This window comes from Paenibacillus hunanensis, assembly GCF_014645615.1.
In the GTDB taxonomy this organism is placed as follows: domain Bacteria; phylum Bacillota; class Bacilli; order Paenibacillales; family Paenibacillaceae; genus Saccharibacillus; species Saccharibacillus hunanensis.
The window spans coordinates 33,745-52,498 of sequence record NZ_BMMB01000004.1; the positions used below are offsets into that span (position 1 = coordinate 33,745).

The 18,754-nt window shown below is 45.4% G+C and carries 14 protein-coding genes; 11 read left to right on the forward strand and 3 right to left on the reverse strand.

Annotation, left to right across the window (positions count from 1 at the left end; genetic code table 11):
* The first annotated feature begins 157 nt into the window (after positions 1–157).
* Together IEX62_RS08835 and IEX62_RS08840 are read left to right on the forward strand one after the other, a co-directional pair.
* On the forward strand, positions 158–2,212 hold the full coding sequence (locus IEX62_RS08835; protein ID WP_188775105.1) for a methyl-accepting chemotaxis protein: 2,055 nt from the start codon (positions 158–160) through the stop codon (positions 2,210–2,212).
* 632 nt (positions 2,213–2,844) lie between these two features.
* Positions 2,845–5,073, forward strand: a complete 2,229-nt coding sequence (locus IEX62_RS08840; protein WP_188775106.1) for a methyl-accepting chemotaxis protein — start codon at positions 2,845–2,847, stop codon at positions 5,071–5,073.
* Positions 5,074–5,933: 860 nt separating this feature from the next.
* On the opposite strand, the gene rpsD is transcribed toward IEX62_RS08840, so the two are convergent.
* Entirely contained in the window at positions 5,934–6,533 is a 600-nt protein-coding gene (rpsD, locus tag IEX62_RS08845) for a 30S ribosomal protein S4 (RefSeq protein ID WP_188775107.1), read from the reverse strand.
* A 525-nt stretch (positions 6,534–7,058) separates the two neighbouring features.
* Between rpsD and IEX62_RS08850 the strand changes: the two genes are divergently transcribed.
* From IEX62_RS08850 to IEX62_RS08865, 4 genes are all read left to right on the forward strand, one after another.
* Positions 7,059–9,047: a sensor domain-containing diguanylate cyclase gene (locus IEX62_RS08850; protein ID WP_188775108.1), complete on the forward strand. Its 1,989-nt coding sequence runs from the start codon at positions 7,059–7,061 to the stop codon at positions 9,045–9,047.
* Between the two features lie 255 nt (positions 9,048–9,302).
* Complete coding sequence (locus IEX62_RS08855) at positions 9,303–10,418, forward strand: aminopeptidase (protein ID WP_188775109.1); 1,116 nt, start codon at positions 9,303–9,305, stop codon at positions 10,416–10,418.
* Positions 10,419–10,631: 213 nt separating this feature from the next.
* Entirely contained in the window at positions 10,632–10,889 is a 258-nt protein-coding gene (locus IEX62_RS08860) for an HPr family phosphocarrier protein (RefSeq protein WP_188775110.1), read from the forward strand.
* 206 nt (positions 10,890–11,095) lie between these two features.
* Entirely contained in the window at positions 11,096–11,395 is a 300-nt protein-coding gene (locus IEX62_RS08865; protein ID WP_188775111.1) for an Fpa/YlaN family protein, read from the forward strand.
* A 167-nt stretch (positions 11,396–11,562) separates the two neighbouring features.
* Here the strand turns inward: IEX62_RS08865 and IEX62_RS08870 are convergent, their stop codons facing one another.
* Complete coding sequence (locus tag IEX62_RS08870; protein WP_188775112.1) at positions 11,563–12,741, reverse strand: calcium:cation antiporter; 1,179 nt, start codon at positions 12,739–12,741, stop codon at positions 11,563–11,565.
* A 199-nt stretch (positions 12,742–12,940) separates the two neighbouring features.
* Here IEX62_RS08870 and IEX62_RS08875 point away from each other — a divergent pair, with 199 nt between their 5' ends.
* A complete protein-coding gene (locus tag IEX62_RS08875) occupies positions 12,941–13,348 on the forward strand; it encodes an Asp23/Gls24 family envelope stress response protein (protein ID WP_188775113.1) in 408 nt (135 codons plus the stop codon).
* 177 nt (positions 13,349–13,525) lie between these two features.
* Here the strand turns inward: IEX62_RS08875 and ftsW are convergent, their stop codons facing one another.
* Complete coding sequence (gene ftsW / locus IEX62_RS08880) at positions 13,526–14,869, reverse strand: putative lipid II flippase FtsW (protein WP_188775114.1); 1,344 nt, start codon at positions 14,867–14,869, stop codon at positions 13,526–13,528.
* Positions 14,870–15,461: 592 nt separating this feature from the next.
* Between ftsW and IEX62_RS08885 the strand changes: the two genes are divergently transcribed.
* The 4 genes from IEX62_RS08885 (at position 15,462) to IEX62_RS08900 (ending at position 18,544) form a co-directional block, all read left to right on the forward strand.
* The gene (locus IEX62_RS08885) at positions 15,462–16,661 is read left to right on the forward strand and encodes a M20 metallopeptidase family protein (RefSeq protein WP_188775115.1); all 1,200 of its coding nucleotides are present in this window, start codon (positions 15,462–15,464) and stop codon (positions 16,659–16,661) included.
* Positions 16,662–16,839: 178 nt separating this feature from the next.
* Complete coding sequence (locus IEX62_RS08890; RefSeq protein WP_188775116.1) at positions 16,840–17,280, forward strand: YlbF/YmcA family competence regulator; 441 nt, start codon at positions 16,840–16,842, stop codon at positions 17,278–17,280.
* The gene (locus IEX62_RS08895; RefSeq protein WP_229685727.1) at positions 17,255–17,581 is read left to right on the forward strand and encodes a YlbG family protein; all 327 of its coding nucleotides are present in this window, start codon (positions 17,255–17,257) and stop codon (positions 17,579–17,581) included. The genes IEX62_RS08890 and IEX62_RS08895 overlap by 26 nt, the downstream gene beginning before the upstream one ends.
* 525 nt (positions 17,582–18,106) lie before the next feature.
* On the forward strand, positions 18,107–18,544 hold the full coding sequence (locus IEX62_RS08900) for a hypothetical protein (RefSeq protein ID WP_188775118.1): 438 nt from the start codon (positions 18,107–18,109) through the stop codon (positions 18,542–18,544).
* Positions 18,545–18,754: the final 210 nt, after the last annotated feature.

Genomic DNA, 18,754 nt, shown 5'->3' on the forward strand with positions numbered 1-18,754 from the left:
TCACCACGAATAATAGAAGATTGATCTGAAAAAGCGCCTTCATATTAGGGGGCGCTTTTTTTGTCGAATAAATGAAGTTATTTAGTTAATCATTTGATGTGAGCTTGTCGATATGTACGGTATAGAGAAGAAAGCTCTTATATTAGGAGGAGAACATATGTTGAGATATCGATTCCGCAGTATTAAGACGAGAACTATCGCTACACTCATACCCATCGTGCTCATTACTTTGATTTTAATCAGTCTCGTATCGTATTTGTTCTCACGTAGTGCATTGAGTGAGCAGATCGATGGAAGTAGCATCAAATCGCTTCAACTGATTACCAATGATATTGACGCTCAACTGATGAATCATGCTGCCTTTGTATCTGCAATGACAAGTGCAGCAGAGACGTTGCAAGGCAATACATCAATTGAAAGCTATGGTCAAATCGGTACTCGTAATCTGAAAGCTGCACCCTTCACCTATGGAACGGGCGTCTTTTTCGCAGATGGAGCTTTTGCACAGGGTGTAAAATATCGCTCAATCTATGCATATCGCGAAGGTGATCAGATTAAAACAACAGAAACCTACGATGATCCGACATACAATTATTTAGGGCAAGCCTGGTATACCGATAGCACAGCCGCTAATGGCAAAGTCATCTATACCGAGCCTTATTATGACAAGACATTGAATTTAACATTAATTACTGCTGGACAAGCCTTCTACCAGGCTAATGGTGGTCAAATTGCCGGTGTAGCTACGGCGGATCTGGATTTGAGCAATATTGAGAACACGGTTCGCAAGCTAAACGTAGGCAATAATGGTAGTGCTGTCCTGTTTGATAAAAATGGTGTGGTACTGGCAAGCGGAAATAAGCTTACCAAGCAAGGAGATCAAGCAACTGCTGTTTTAGGAGCAAGCCTATCAGCAGACATGCTCAAAAATAGCTCCGGCGAAGGCACATTAAATGCTGCGGAGCGCTACAAAGTTGTATACGGCACGATTCAGCAGACCGGCTGGAAGATCGCTGTATTGCTTCCAGCAGCAGAAGTAGAGCGCCCGATGAACAATTTGCTCATGCTGCTCAGTATAGTGGGTGCGATTGGATTGCTCATTATTCTCGCTTCACTCTGGTGGAACAATCGCGATCTGATTCGCGAGATTCGCTCGATTCGTGAGCTGAGCGGACATATGGCACAGGGTGATTATTCACAGCATTTGCATAGCACACGCCGGGATGAATTTGGGCAGATGTCAGAGGAGTTCAATCGTATTATGGAAGGCACATCGGGCATTGTAGGAACGCTACGTGAAGAAGCAAATGTCATTCATGATTCTGCGGATCGTCTGTCAAGTGGTATGCAGCAGGCAGCTGATGAAGCACGTTTTAATGTGGAGCAGATGGAGCAGCTGCGTCAGGGAGCAGAGGTACAGCTCGTGTCCACTTCGGAAAGCACAACCGCGATGGAGGAAATGGCGATCGGTATCCAGCGCATTGCCGAATCGGTGCAGCAGGTATCGGAAGCAACGCATGGGATTGATGCCAAAACGAAACAGGGTAACGAACGAATCGGTGATGTGAATCGTCAGATTCATGTAGCCAAAGGAGCATTGGATAGTGTTGGTGACGTCATTCGTTCCTTGAATGAACGTTCGGAGCAGATTGGCGAGGTAATTCATTTTATCCATGAAATTAGTGGCCAGACGAAGCTGCTTGCCCTTAATGCCTCGATTGAAGCTGCACGTGCAGGAGAGCATGGACGAGGCTTTGCTGTAGTAGCTGCTGAGATTGGCAAGCTAGCGGAAAGTGTAGGTACTTCTGCGAATCGCATCACCACTCAAATTGGCGAGATGCAAGACGAGACACGTGTCGCCTTGCAGGGCATGCAGGAGGGTAGCTTACAGGTAGGACAGGGCTTGCAGCTACTGGATGAGATTAAGGAGCGCTTCACCCTGATTCGCGACGATATTGCACGAGTGGCAGATGAGGTGCAGGAAGTATCGTCTGCATCCGAAGAAATGTCAGCAGGCTCCGAGCAGATCAGCGCTTCACTCACACAGCTTGCTAATATCGCCCGTGCCTCTTCCGGTTATTCGATCGAAGCGCTGGAGCGCTCACGTAATCAGCTTCATTCGCTGGACAATCTGAATACCTCTACCGATTCGCTACAGGAAGTGACAGTGAAGCTTAACGAGGTAATCGGCAAGTTCCGCATCCGTGAGTAGATCCCTTTTCATTTGTCAATAAAGCTTTTAGATGCCAATAAAGTCTTATGCAAAAGTCCGATACAATCGTGGGGAATCGCTCGTATGAGAACTTTAGTCTGACACAAGGGAACGAGGGGTACGTTAAAGCCTCACTACGATTCCAGATGATCGTGTAGCTAGCCTGAGAGCTTTGATAGGGAATTGGATGTTGTAAAGTAAAGGATCGTTCAAATCATAGATAAGCAGCAAAACCTTCGTCATGCTAGGCGGAGGTTTTTTGCTACGTATTGGAGCTAAATTAGAGGTGATCGGGAACGGCTGTTGAATGGCTGTTGCATTGCATTAAAGCTAATTCAGAAGTAATTTATAAATAATTCATAAGTAGTTTAGAAGTGAGTTAGTTGTATCATCAATGCTCATTATAGCCATTAAATGTGAACATTCATCCTATCTTTTTTTACTGTGCTTGGACGACTTTTAACTTACGATCAAGGCGCGTTTACCCTTCATACAAGCATAATGAAACAAATATGGGCAGGCTTTATCTGAACGTTTGCTTATAAAAAGCTAAAAAGATAGGTGTTTTGACCGATATATATAGATTGTGGCGTGTAGACCGCATCATTACATACAACAGAGGAGACAAAACAATGCTGCAAAGATTGCAATTTAAAAGTATTCAGGCGCGCACATTAAGCACATTGCTACCAATCGTGTTTATTGTCATCGTGCTAATTAGCTTGCTCGCTTATCAATTTTCTAAGCAAAAGCTGAATGAAGAAATGGGACGAACCGCGACCAGTACGCTAGCGGGCGTAACCTCCAATATTAATGAACAGGTGTCGCGTAACTCGATTATCGCAACTTCACTCGCAGACGCGGTTGGACAGATTGGTCCATCGATGAATATGGATCAATATGCACAGCTTAGCGAGCGCTGGACGATGCTGAACCCGATGACCTATGGCACCGGGATATATCTAGCGTCTGATGTGTACACCGACGGCAAGCCATATCATTCGGTATATGCTTCCCGGGATGGAGATCGGATCAGCACGACTTTTCAATATGATGCAGCAGACTATGATTATCTTAATCAGCCATGGTATACAGGTACATTAGGCAATTTTGATAAAATTTATTACACCGAGCCTGTGCTGGATACGAAAAGTAAAGTTCGCATGATCACCGCTGGCAAAACCATTCGGAATGGTGATGGACAGGCGATTGGTGTGGCGACAGCTGATTTTAATATTAGTAGTATCCAGGATTATGTGGGTAATATGAATATCGGAGATGTCGGTCATGCTCTGTTACTGGATCGTACAGGATTAGTTCTGGCAAGCAGTCAAGCAGAGTTGAAGTCGGATCAGCCCTTTAGCGGAGCAGAGGGGATTAATAAGCAGGCGCTAGCGTTGATCAAAGGTCAACCGAAAGGTCAGACGACCGTATCGCTGAATGGCAATGCCTATACGCTTTATTTTGATACTCTGGGCGATACAGGCTGGAAAACAGCAGTGCTGTTATCAGAAGCAGAGATTCAACGCCCTGCACGCGAAATGCTGAATACCCTGCTCATTATTGGTATCGTCAGCCTTATTTTACTGACAGCAGCCATCCTGTGGAACAATCTGGGCATGATCCGTCAAATTCGAGGTATGATGCAAATGAGCCGCCGAATGGCAGAAGGTGATTACTCCGGTCGTTTACAGGTGAATCGTAAAGATGAGTTTGGTCAGATGGCGACCGAATTTAACCGAATTTTAGAAGCAACAGCACAGATCGTCCGTAGACTTAGCCAGCAATCCCATGCTATCCGTGATACATCCGCTCAAGTCGCTCATCGCTCTGCTGAAAATGCAGCCGCTGCTCGCGACAATGCCGAGGAGCTACAGCAGGTGGAGCTGGATTCCAGCACGCAGCTTCAGGCGACAGCTGAAAGCACCGTGGCAATGGGCGAGATGGCTACAGGCGTACAGCGAATCGCCGAATCTGTACAGGAAGTTGCTGAAGCCGCTCAACAAATGGAACAGCAGACCCGTGAGGGTAGCGATCAGCTACGCAAAGCGGTAAAACAAATGGACTCCGCTAAGCTCGTCATGGACGAATCTGGCAAAATGGCAGAAATGCTGCATGACCGTGCCTTGCAGATCAATGGCATCATCGATATTATCCACGGCATCAATAAACAGACCACCTTGCTGGCGCTGAATGCATCGATCGAGGCTGCACGCGCAGGTGAAGCAGGACGTGGCTTTGGCGTTGTTGCAACCGAAATTAGTAATCTATCCGGTCATGTCGCAGAGTCCACACGTATGATCACCGAACAGATCAAAGCGATGCAAGAAGAAACCGCCGTCGTACTCGCTGGCATGGACAACGGAGCAATTCGCGTAACGAAAGGCATGACTTCACTCCAAGAAACAAGCCGCCTATTCGAACAAATCCAACAAGGCATCGAACGCATGTCAGCAGAGATTCAAGAAGTCTCCTCCGCATCCGAAGAAATGTCCGCCGGCTCCGAGCAAATCAATGCATCGCTGGACAATCTAGCTGATATCGCCAAAAATACATCCCAGCGCGCATCCATAGCTACAGGACGTTCCCAGGGCCAACTCCAATCACTAGAAAACCTGGAAACCTCCGCACACTCCCTGCAACAGGTAGCAGACGTGCTGAACGAACTCGTGTCTCAATTCATAACAGAAGAAGAGACCACGGAGACAATAGACCCGGTACAACCCGATGAAGCAGCTTCCCATGAAAGTAATATGGTTGAAGATACTGCCAATGATATTGCTACAGCTGACGAAGAGGGCGAACAATTAGCAGATCAACAACCCGACGAGCATTCAAAAAACACTCGCCGCGGAGCATAACGTTCCAATGATCGCATTAAAGTAAATGACTTATCGACTTCACTTTTCAGATAGACGAATTACAGAAAGCTAATCTATACCCTGCAATAGATGGAAGAACGATAGTGGATATTATGGTATGATATTGAGTCACGATATTCCGTTATATTAATGATCTATTTTATATTGAACTTCATTGTATCTATCTTCTCTACGTTGATCCTCGTATCTCATTAGATAGAGTAGAGACTTAAAATAACGAATGATGTAGAGTCCATAGCTCTAATTCATTGAACTGTTAACAGTCAACATATCTAAATTTATACCAAACAATAGCCTGAGTAATATAGCCTACCTATGCATGGATATACAACTCAGGCTTTTTTATATGTATGCGATCCAAGATAAAAGGTACATCTAATCGAAAATTCGTATTGACCCCATCCAAGCCCCCATTTAAAATTACCGAGGTTTGAGGTTTGAGGTTTGAGGTTTGAGGTTTGAGGTTTGAGGTTTGAGGTTTGAGGTTTGAGGTTTGAGGTTTGAGGTTTGAGGTTTGAGGTTTGAGGTTTGAGGTTTGAGGTTTGAATTAATCAGTCTGCGATCCGCACAGAACGAAGGGAAGGAAATAAGGGGAAAGGACGATTTTGGAGGGGCGGGAATCTACATTCACTCCTAATCGGTAGATTCCCGCGGCTCCACTGAGTCCGTCCCCTTATTCCTTCCCGAAGTGGAGCCATCTCTCCAGCACCAAACATTACTCTCACACCCATAGCTTTGCTTTTAATCCAACTCCAAAACTAACTCTATACAAACTGAAAACCTTAATAAAAACCAACAAAAAAGCGCCGGAATCATCCGGCGCTTCGTTTTCGTTAAGATTAACGGTTGTACCACTCAACGATTTGTCTTTCGTCGATGTCTTGAGTCAGCTCAGAGCGCTCAGGCAGACGAATGTATTTTGCTTCAACTGCTGCTTCGTTGAATTCAACGTAAGCTACCAGATGAGTGCGGTTTTCCAGAGCTTCTTTAACGGAGCTCAGACCACGACTTCTTTCACGCAGACCAATAACATCACCTGGTTTTACGGAGTAAGAAGCGATGTCTACTTTTTTACCGTTTACTGTCACGTGACCGTGAGCTACCAGCTGACGTGCACCTGGACGGCTGTTAGCGAAACCAGCGCGGTAAACGAGGTTGTCCAGACGGCTTTCCAGCAGGAACATGAAGTTCTCACCAGCGATACCGGACATTTTTTGTGCTTTTGCAAACAGAGTTGCGAATTGTTTTTCACCCAGACCGTACATGAAACGCAGTTTTTGTTTTTCTTGCAACTGCATACCATAGTTGCTCATTTTTCTACGTTGGTTAGCACCATGTTGTCCCGGAGGGAAAGGGCGTTTCAATTCTTTACCAGTGCCGCTCAGGGAAATACCTACGCGACGGCTTAATTTAAATTTTGGACCAGTGTAACGTGCCATTTATAGCAAGCTCCTTTTTAAATAAATATAGTTGGTTAACATCGGGGCTTTGGGTCTTTGATTCATGTTGCCGCGTTTTGTCTGTCGTGGGTCGGATAGAAAACCGCACTACTGATAGGAGAGTTCAGCCGCTGTCCTATTAGCGACAAAAAGCGCGAGGGTGAAACAACGTTACGCCCAAATTCAGAATCTATCCATTCTTCATCAAGAATAAATTATATCGCATGAAAAATAGCAAAGTCAATCATTTTCGCGTAAATAATTATTGATATTTTTTTCGAACTGACCGATATAAATAATACAACGACTTAGCTTCATAAATGCTGAAACTTTCTTTACGTTTTCAGTATAGTATTAATAATGACAAGGTTGGAGATAAGCATCTGGTTCCATTGTTCATCATATTGTTTCTTTTTACAGAAACCGTCATGTTAAAATAGCACAACAAGTATGTAACTGTATATATTACAGCCGCTGTGAAGCGTGCTTTGTGGAATATACAGCGTCGAAATTGGGGAGGCTTTTATGTCAAACAATTCGTGGAACTCGCCTGCACAGAACTGGCGTACTGAAGATCAACAAACCTCATATCCAGTCGTGCCTGTGGCAGACGAGTCATTCTGGCTGCAAAACGTCGATATCACAGCCTCCGATTTCCCGCACATCGAACCACTGCTGGAGGAGAGTCTGTCTGACTGGCTACAGCAAAATCGCGCGCTGGAGAGAGTCGCTAAAGCAAGCTGGTTTTTGTTCAATGATGAGCTCAAGCCGCTTGTGCGTCCAAACCAGTCCTATGATCATCTGTGTGAGCAGATGCAAGCTCTAGCAGGAGATGCACTGCGTTTGCATGGCGCGGTTGAGGGGCGAATAGAACCGGGAGCAGCCGCGATTACACCCGCATATGCGATGGCAGTGCCTCTTTATACACGTAAGCTTCAGCAATGCTTTGCTCTGCTTGCCTGTATCGTAGCGCCAGAGCATCCATTGTTACCGGTTGAATTAGAAATTTTAAGCAAGTATTATGAAGCGATATTTTATAAGCGCTTTGAATATACGTATGTGGCAGATATGCTTTATTCGGCTACCGTGGTGGAACGTGAAGCGCAGCGGCGTTCCGTGCTATTTCAGGTCATCCAGCGTATGTATGATAAGTTTGAGATCGATGCGCTGATTCATGAAATGTTTGATATCGTCGATCAAATGTACCCACAGGTACGTTTCGAACTGCTGGTAGCACAGGATTATGAGAGTAGCATTCCACGGGTTAAGCTGCTTCAGCTACAAAATCCGCTGGAGGATATGTGTGTTCGCTCCTTTACGACAGGTGAAGTGGCGATCGAGGTGCATTCTCGCTCCGAAGGGCATTCAGACCAGATGGAGACAGCCATTCCGCTTATGGGCAAGCAGGGCGTGTACGGTGTGTTTCATCTGCTGTCCGAGGTACCGCTGGAAGAAGAAGACCTGGAATTGCTCGTTGTAATCGCAGATGCTGCGGGTCGCACTTTTGAAAATGCAAAGCTCTATGAGCAATCCAAGCTAATGAATGAAGATTTGCGCCTGATTAATGATATCTCACAGCGAATGAATCAAAGTCTACATCTACAACAGATTTTCAAATTTGCAGCAGATGAGCTACTTGAGGTGTTTGGAGCAGACTTTGTTGCGGCGATGTATCTGGATCAGGAAACGGGTATATTTGAAGTTATTGATGGAAATGTAGAGCAGCTGGTAGGCGTGACTGTAGACAAGGAAGAAGGGCTAACCGGTATCCTCTATCGGGATAAGGAGCCTATTATTCTGTCTGACTATTGCAGCAATCCAAGTGTAGAGTCGATCTTTATGCGCGAAACGGGCGCATGCTCTATGATTGCTTCGCCGATGATGAGTGGTGGCGAGGTGAACGGAGCTATTTTCCTTGGGCATAAGGATCGTCATTATTTCTCATATGATAATTTCAAATTGCTACAGGTCATTACGACGCATATTGGATTAGCAGTATCCAATGCCAGTCTACATGCAGAGCTGAGCCGAATGGCAAGTAAGGATGCGTTAACCGGTCTGTACCAGCGGCGCTATCTGGATGAATCGATCAACAATTATCAAAATGCGACCTACAGTGGCTCATTACTAATGGTTGATATCGATAAATTCAAAGCGGTGAACGACACCTATGGTCATCAGGTGGGTGATGAGGTGCTGAAGCAGGTAAGCCAAGTGATCCAGCGTCTGATTCGCGAGGGAGACATCGCTGCTCGCTGGGGAGGCGAAGAGCTGGCTGTCTATTTCCCTCAGGTAGATAAGAGCCGTGCGCAGACGATTGCGGAGGAGATACGAATTGCCGTATCCGAGGAAACCGATCCGATGGTCACCGTGTCGTGCGGTATTGCCGATTGGAACTGGAAGGATCAGGACGTGAGTGTGGAATCGTTATTTTACCGAGCGGATCGGGCATTGTATCAAGCGAAGCATAGTGGACGAAATCAGGTATGCTTGGATGCTAGCGTGCGTCCTTGAGAATATAATGAAGTTAGTACCCCTATACGATTCTGAGCTATCATGAGTTATTCGTTATCATACAAGTATTTGATATACCCGTCAGTGTATCCAATTTATTGGAATGCTGGCGGGTTTTAAACTATGTAGCAATAGTTTAACAATAGAATAGTTGTAGAGAATATGGCTTGAATTAAAGACAATTGGTATCCAGCGTGGTACACTAATCGTTGAATAATTAACCGTTGTTCAAAAATCAGGAGAGGATGAATGTAAATGCAGGACCCAAGAGTGAAAACATTAGCCAGAAATCTGGTACAATATTCGATCGATGTACAACCTGGTGAAAACGTACTAGTTGAGATGATTGGAACCGAGCGTGATCTGCTGAACGCTGTCATCCATGAGGTTGGAGCGCGTGGAGGAAATGTATTCGTCCAATTGACGGATCGTAAAGTACAGCGCGCTATGCTGATGAATGCAACGGAAGAGAGCCTGAAGACATGGGCAGCGCTTGATCTGGAGCGTATGAAGCAAATGCAGGGCTACATCGGTATTCGTGCAGGCGAGAATATTAACGACCTGGCTGATGTACCGGATGACAAGCAGAGAATGTATAACCGCTTCTATCAGCATGTTGTACATAGCGAGCAGCGTGTGAAGCATACGAAATGGGTTGTACTTCGTTATCCAAATGCAAGCATGGCACAGCTGGCAGGCATGAGCACCGAGGCATTTGAGGACTTCTACTTTAACGTATGTAATCTGGATTATGCGAAAATGGATAAGGCTCAGGATGCACTCAAAGCATTGATGGATCGCACAGACAAGGTTCGCCTTGTAGGTCAAAACACCGACCTGTCCTTCTCCATTAAAGATATCGGTGCGAAAAAATGCTCCGGTCATCGCAATATTCCAGATGGCGAGGTATTCAGCGCGCCAGTACGCGACTCGGTTAACGGTACGATTACGTACAACACACCAACCGTATACAATGGCACAAGCTTTGAAAATGTAAGCTTCCGCTTTGAAAATGGTAAAATCGTTGAAGCGACTAGCAATGATACTGAGAAGCTGAACAACATTCTCGATTCTGATGAGGGTGCGCGTTATATCGGTGAATTTGCGATTGGCTTCAACCCACATATTTTGCATCCGATGAAGGATATCCTGTTTGATGAGAAGATCGCAGGTAGCTTCCATTTCACACCGGGACAAGCGTATGAAGAAACTGATAACGGTAACCGCTCCTCGATTCACTGGGATCTGGTGTTCATTCAGCGTCCAGAATACGGTGGCGGCGAAATTTATTTTGATGATGTATTGATACGTAAGGATGGACATTTTGTACTGCCTGAGCTGGAGCCGCTCAACCCGGAAAACCTGAAATAAGAAGCTTCGCAATATAATACGATTAAAGGGTTAAATAAAGTAGCAAAAGGGGTTATAAGATAGATAGGGCGCCGTATTTGGGGGGCTTATCGCTTATAGCCTCTTTTTCATATCGAGGCGCAAGAAAGCAGTTGCATAAGAAAGCGTATTCATTTATGATGGTAGGGAAAACTGTGTTAATGAACACTAAAGTGAAGGGTAGGAGGGGTTTCAATGGCAACTAGCAACACGAACAATGCAGCAGTGGTAGAAATCGCACAAACTGCAGGTCAGTTCACATCGTCCATCGTACTGCAATATGAAACCAAATTCATCGACGTTAAAAGTATTCTCGGGTTGTTCACTACGCTGGTAACGAATCACCAGTATGAGCTTCATGTTCATGGTCCGGACGAAGAAGCAGCAAAGGAAGCGGTTGTTGCCGTTTTCGAAAAGCACGGTCTGCACGTTAAGCTTGCTGATAACGATTGATTGCAAAATGCTGTCCTTCCTTGGAGGGACAGCATTTTTAATTTGAATATAAGCAAGAACAGGGATGGGAATCATACAGCAAGTTATTATTTTAAATATAAGATAATTCACTCTGATTTGACCGCAGGTTCTTGTATTGCCTTTCAATTTCGTCTAATATTAGGAGTAGTAATGGCCGAGAGTTCTCGAACATAGGGGGGAAAAACATGACTTCATCTGATCTGCAAGAACAGTTGAATATAAAAGCATTAAATCTCCTGCAAGGAGATGCAGATAAAATTGAGAAATTGATTGAAATCCAGATGGAGAATTTGGACACACGCTATTGTCCGCTCTATGAAGAAGTGCTGGATACACAGGTTTATGGTTTTTCTAAGGAAGTTGACTTTGCAATTCGTGCCGGTCTGGTGTCCGAGCCGGTAGGGAAACAGCTCATTAGCAATCTGGAGCGTAATCTTTCTGTACTGTATGAAGCGATGAATAATAAGACACAGGCTGCTGAATAGCAGACCGGATCACATAGAGATGCCTGTACTCTCCTGGGAGGGTACAGGCATTTTTTGTGTTTATTTTACTCTGTTAAAGGGATGATTGTTGAAGCGACAAGTGATTATGTCACAGACCATTCGTATTTATGGAGTGACTCACTATGAATACATAAGCATTCTGTCCGTTATACGAGATAGAAAGACACGCCTAGAATGATATACACGACGATCAATAGCAAGCCTTCATACCAGTTGGTAGAGCCGTCCTGAATGATCGACTTGGCGATAAAGACGGATACCATAATAGCGACCAGCTCCAGGGTTGTGAATACAATATCCATTGTATTGCCGAGGAAGAAGCTGACGAATACGAGCACAGGTGCAACGAATAGTGCAATCTGTAGACTACTTCCGACAGCAATCTCAACCGAAGCACCGATCTTATTTTTCATCGCCAGTAAAATTGCTGCACTATGCTCCGCAGCATTCCCGATAATCGCGACGACAAATGCACCGACAAACAGCTCGCTAAAGCCAAAGCTGGACGTGAACGTTTCCAGTGTGCCAACCAGCCACTCACTGACAAATGCCGTCATTACCGTAGCGATAAGCAGATACAGAATCGAGCGCTTTTTCGACCAGTCTGGCTGCTCTTCCTCATGGACATCCGCTGTAGCTGAGCTCGTCATGGGAGACGCTGTACCAGCATTAGCTACTGTAGCACTGTCCATGCTTATCTGGGCTACACCTACCGCTGATCCATGACCGCCTGTAGGAACAGCAGGGGTCGTTTTCACATCAGCCAGATAATGCTTGTGTGTGACCATGGAGAAGATCAACCAGGCGATATAAGCGAGAATGAGTAATCCTGCAACGATCAGACTCAGTGTGTTCACCTGTGGATGTGTGATCGAATGCGTGTTCAAGAACAATGCCGGTACGAACAAAGCGATTACTGCCACGATCATCAATGATCCGTTCATGTTCGCCAGAGCGACGTTGAAGTTCTGTACCTTATGCTTGAGTCCACCTGCGAAAATACTCAGACCGAGCACGAGCAGCAGGTTCCCGATAATCGAACCGGTCAGACTCGCTTTGACCATATCGTACAGGCCTTCTCGTAGCAGCATGATCGCAATGATCAGCTCCGCAGCATTACCAAAGGTAGCATTCAAAAAGCCGCCCAGACGCTGTCCAGCGTAATGCGCAACACTCTCTGTTGCTCTTCCCAAAAAGCCAGCGACAAGTACAACAGCGATGGCGGAGAAGATGAACTGTAGCACCGGATTGAAGCCTGCATAATGCGCTACAGCACTGAGTACGAAAAAGATTGCAAGTAGAATGGTAGATATGTGCTTTTTCATAAAGCCACCTCACTATGTAAATTCTTAAACAATATACCCAATATACCTGCGGAAGTAAACGCAAGTGAGCAAGTAGTGCGAGATGACAAAATATTAATTTTGAATATCCGCGTCAGATGCAATAAAATAGAGTTGTACGAATTATGTGATTTGAACCAGTCTTCTTGCTTAAAGGGTTCAAGTCCAAAGGAGGATGGACATGACCGAGTCATTACAATTGGATATGGGCACAATCAAGATTGCCGATGACGTCGTAGCAAAGGTGGCGGGCATGGCCGCACTGGAAACACCGGGAATCGCTGCAATGTCAGGCGGTTTGTCGGAAGGTTTTGCCAAGCGTCTTAGCGGAAAAAATGTACAAAAGGGTGTTACCGTAGAGGTTGGACAGCTGGAAGCAGCGATTGACCTGCGCATTATCGTGCTGTACGAAACACCGATTCACGAGGTATGCCGCATGCTTCAGCAAAATGTTCGTGAGGCAGTAGAAACGCTAACGGGCTTGAAAGTTGTTGAAGTGAACGTGAAGGTGGAAGGTGTTGCCTTCAAGGATGAGCTGATCGAGACAGACAAGAACCGAAGCTCCAACCATCCGTTTAAAGTAATGTGATCAACCGATCATGCATGCACATACATGGACAAACAACAAAAAAGGAACGACAGGAGCAGAGCCTGTCGTTCCTTTTTATATACGGATTCATATACCGTGAACAATGGTGTTCAATGCTATTAGCTTGAGCCGATCGTCTACTGAGCAATGCTAATTCGTCATAATTTTACGCTAGCATCACTTCATGCGCATAGAGATCGATTGTCTGCGCGTACCACTATCGCTACCTGTCGCTTGCTGTTCGGCGAGTGCACGATGCGTTTCACGTGAGATACTAAGCATAATGCCCATACTGAGCATCATCACAACGAGTGACGTACCCCCGTAACTAATAAAGGGTAAAGGTACACCGGTCAGCGGAATCGTATTCGTTACCCCACCGATATTAATAAATGCCTGAATCGCGAACATCCCCATAATACCGACGCCGACAAGCGTTCCGAAAATGTCTGGACAGCGGAGCGATATCCATATGCCCCTGACGATAAAGTAAGCATACGCAAGTAGGAATAGCGTTGTTCCAACAAAGCCAAATTCCTCACCGATTACGGAGAAGATAAAGTCATTGTACGGGTTAGGCAGATAATGCAGCTTTTGAATACTCTGTCCGAAGCCAGAGCCACTGAAGCCACCCTGTCCGATTGCAGTTAATGATTGAATCATATTGTAGCCAGCGCCCTTTTCATCGGCAAATGGATCAAGAAAGGTCTCGATCCGCCCCATGCGATAGTTAGAATCGCCTTTCTCGCCACTATCATGACTGAAAAGAGAGTTCACACCGAACACAAGCGCGGCGCCCAGCAGAAGTAAGGCGACAGAAGCGAAAATATGCTTCACACTGGCACCGCCAGCATAAATGATCAATCCTGCGGTTGCTACCAGAATCATACAAGAGCCCAGATCGGGCTGAAGCATGATCAGACCAGCGACAAGACCAACGATGAGCATAACTGGAATATAGCCGGTGCGTAGATCGCGGAATCGTTCGCCCTTTTTGGCAATGAGTGCAGATAGGTACAAAATAACAGCTAGCTTGGCCAGTTCGGCTGGCTGAATCGATGCACCGGCTGGAAGCTGAATCCAGCTTCGAGCACCGTTGATTTTACCACCGATAATCAGTACGGCTACAAGTAATAGGAGCGTCACCATAAAGAAGGGAGCAAACCATTTTTTGTACTTACTATAATGCGCCTTCATTGCAAAAAACATCGCGATGAGTCCAACTACTGCAAAAACAATATGTCGTTTCGTGAAATACATCGAATCATAATTGAATCGTTCACTGGTAAAGGTAAGGCTTGAGCTGGCACTAAATACCATTAATATGCCAAAGCCTACCAGCACGAACGTTAATACGAGCAATTGAAAATCGGGTGCGCCCTGCTTGAGAATCTTGCGATTCGGCTCGGCTGGCTTTGGAATATTGCGCACATTGCTGGTGCGTTTATTGCCGCCGCTACGATACCGATTAGCAAGACTTTGTGTGCCTGGTCCGGGTGCGGGTTGTCTAATTTTGTTCATGATGTATCTCCAATAACGGAACGGATATGTACAAAAGTGACAGGACACGATGACCGTATGAAGGTGTATAGGCCATGTACAGATCCTCCTTGTTTTAAGATGCCTGCAAAATTATGTTAAGTTCATTTTTTCATGATAGTACGTTTTGAGCATAGGTGCAAGCTCTGACAGGGTTTTTCGCCATTCCGCTTCGCTTTGTACGAGAGAGCTGTCTCACATGTCTGTGATCTCATCTTTAACGATACGTGGTAACAGACGATTGGGTTATAGTCAGTTGCCTTACTTCATATAAAAGCCATATTAGAAAGAGAACAATATTAGAAAGTAATAAATTAGAAAAGTGATAAATTAGACTGGATACAATCCTGTTTGTTCACTGCGATCCCGTAGAGACTATGGTTAATGTTCAATATCTACTACATAGTGGACTGTGTTGAACAAAGAAAACGGGGAATGTAAAAGATGATTTTACAAACTACTGCTTTTCCGTCAGAATAATGCCTAAAGAGTTATTTAACCCGATCCTGAGCGATGAATCAGTACAGGGCACGAAGAAACATATAAACCGGAATATAAAGGGAGGAATAGTGCGATGGGGAACTATGATTGGAATGCCCTGTTTCCGGAAATGGTACAGTGGAGGCGGCATTTACATATGCATCCTGAGCTGTCCTATGAGGAGCATGGGACGATGAGCTTTATTGCGCAGCGGCTGCGTTCATTTGGCGTAGAAACGCGTGAACGAGTTGGGGATACGGGCGTCATCGGAATCATTCGTGGCGCCAAGCCTGGCAAAACGGTAGCGTTGCGCGCAGATATGGACGCATTACCGATTCAGGATGAAAAGCAATGCGAATACGCATCACAGGTCCCAGGTGTGATGCATGCGTGTGGACATGACGGTCATACTGCTGGCTTGCTGGCGGTAGCTCGTTACTTTAGCGAGCATCGTGAGCAGCTTCAAGGCGAGATTCGGTTGATTTTCCAGCCTGCTGAGGAGGTATGCCCGGGCGGCGCACTGAAAATGATCGAGGCAGGTGCGCTTGAAGGTGTAGACGTGATCTATGGTGTACATCTGTGGACACCGATTCCGTACGGTCAGCTTGCCAGTGCACCGGGGCCATTGATGGCTTCAACGGATGAATTTTTCATTGATATCACCGGTAAAGGTGGACATGGTGGTATGCCGCATGCGGCGGTCGATAGCCTGCTCATCGGCGCTCAGCTAGTAGTACAGCTACAGTCGATCGTAAGCCGTAATGTGAATCCGCTTCAGCCAGCTGTGTTGACAGTAGGTACATTTAATAGTGGTAGTGCACAGAATATCATTGCAGAGACGAGCCGGATTACCGGAACGGTACGCGCTTTTGATGAAGATACACGTATGCTGATCAAGCGCCGGATCTACGAGGTGAGCGAGCAGCTAAGCGCGCTGAATGGTGCGAAGGCTTCTATTGAATATATGATGGGCTATCCAACCCTTGTGAATCATGAGGGAGAAACAGAGCGCTTTTTCCGTGTAGGACGTTCGGTATTCGGTGAATCGCAGGTTGTGCAGACGCCACCGATGATGCCAGCAGAGGATTTTGCTTATTATGTTAAGCAAGTGCCTGGCTGCTTTATCTTTGTAGGAGCAGGGAATGAAGCGACAGGCGCGACCTATCCGCATCATCATGCACGCTTTGATATTGACGAGTCGTCGATGCTGAATGCGGCTCGTATTCTGGTCGCGATGGCAGAGGATTATCTAGCCGAGGCAGCTCGGCAAACAGAAGCGATCAGCGGTTCATAGGGCAGGTCATGAACAGCTAACGTCGGGGATGCTGGCTAACCTGCTGATTGCAGAATCAATCACATGAGTAACCCGTTTTTTGGAAAGGGGCTTCTAATCTGTTCTTTTCTTATGCTATGATGATAAGGACAGTTGGAACATACGCTGTCTATTATTATAGAGGAATGGGATGAACTTCATGAGCGCTACCGAGACGAGAACGGTTGATATGGCCGAAGTTTTATTGTGCGCCTATGATCTAGGCGATATGATCAACAATTCTATCGAAGTCGCTAATTATTTATATTGGAAAGAACGGATGCAGCAGCATCCGGACGTCCAGCGTTTGATCATCAAGCTGAACAGCAAGAAGGAGCTGTTCGAGGAAACCCAGCGTTTTGGGCATTTCCACCCGAACTATCATGCTGCACGCGAAGAAGTGGAAGCTGTTCAGGAGGAGATGCAGCAGATCGAGGCAGTACGCCGTTTTACTGAAGCGGAGAGTAGCCTGGATCGGATGCTGTACGAGATGTCGGAGACGATTGCGCATTCCGTTTCCCAGACGATCAAGGTTCCAAGCAATGATCCTTTACCAAAAGGAGGCGGATGTGGCAGTGGAGGCTCATGTGGATGCGGATAATCATCCGCTACAAGAAGAAGTAACAAAAGAAGAAGCAACGTTTCCAGAACGCATCGGTTATATTATCTGGGTCAGCGATATTAAGGCTGCCCGCAATCTGGAAAAATACGGCTGTGTGCATTACATCTCACGCCGTATGCACTACGTCGTGATGTATGTCAATGCAGATCGAGAACAAGATATCGTGAAAAATATGTCCCGTCTCTCTTATGTACGTAAAGTCGAGCGTTCGTATCGTAACGAGATCAAAACCGAGTACAGCAAAAAGGTACCCGACCCAACTCAGTTTTTTGGTATATAAGCAAGCAACTGGCAGTATGCCAGCTTTATAGCATGGCAGGACGTTTCATTTTGAAGGGTCCTTTCGTTTAGCAATGAAGGATTCTCCCGAAGATGCAGGCAGCATTCGGATACACAAGATTGCAGCCTGCCGCTCTGGAGAAGGTTAACAAGTCAGCGGCCACCCGGCCGCTTTTTTGTATATAAAGGGGAAACGGTTTCATTTTCTGCCGAACTTTTTAATTAAAAGGAATTATATGTCATTAATTTGAAAAATATATAAGTGATATTTTTAACTTTTTGTAGATATGGGTTAAAAGATAGTAGGCAAGTGTCGATATAATGCTTAATGGGACTCAAGTACTGATTAAGTAGTCAATTGAGTTAATAAATAACTTTACTATGTGGATGTTAAGCTCGGTTGCAAAGTCGGTAGACTATACAGCGTAATATTGCCCCTCTGTGTAGGTCTTTAGATGGATATGAAATAGGAATAAGGGGAAAATACTTACATGAAAGACCTGTGAAGATGGGGAGTGAATAATTAATGAGAGACAAAATCATGGAGCGCTGGAGTACGTATGAACCTTTCCATGTTGTACTTGGAGAAAAGAAAGTAGCAGACATCGTCATTACTAATCATGCCATCAGCCGTTACAATGATCGCATCGCTAAGGGTCAAACTCCGATTGAGGATATTGCCGGATTCATGTGGGAGAGCTTAAAGCAAAATCGAATCGTATCGTACTACCGCAAGGAAGAGGACGTATACTTGATTGACGAGGACATCGTTGTCGTCGCTGAATTTGCTGAGCTGCCTGGTGAATTTGATCTAACTGGCAATCCACTTCACAAAATGATCATCGTGACCTTCCTCGGAAAAATGTCCGAGACGATCGAGCTGCGTGATCTGAAGTCTTATTATTCCTGGTTGAGACACTCCCGTCGCATGACACTGATCAAAAATAGCCGTAAACGCAAATAAGTACTTCAAATAACACGGGTATTAAACAACGATTAACATATAAGCAAAAAAATGGTTCTTGTTGCAACATGAAATGTTTCAGTAAATAACCTCTATGCAGGTCGACACATGTATAGGGGATATAAGATTCAATACGAAAATAGGTTTAAAAAAGGAGTCTGCGGAAGCAGGCTCCTTTTTGTTATGTTCGGCTTCAACGTTTTGCTCGTT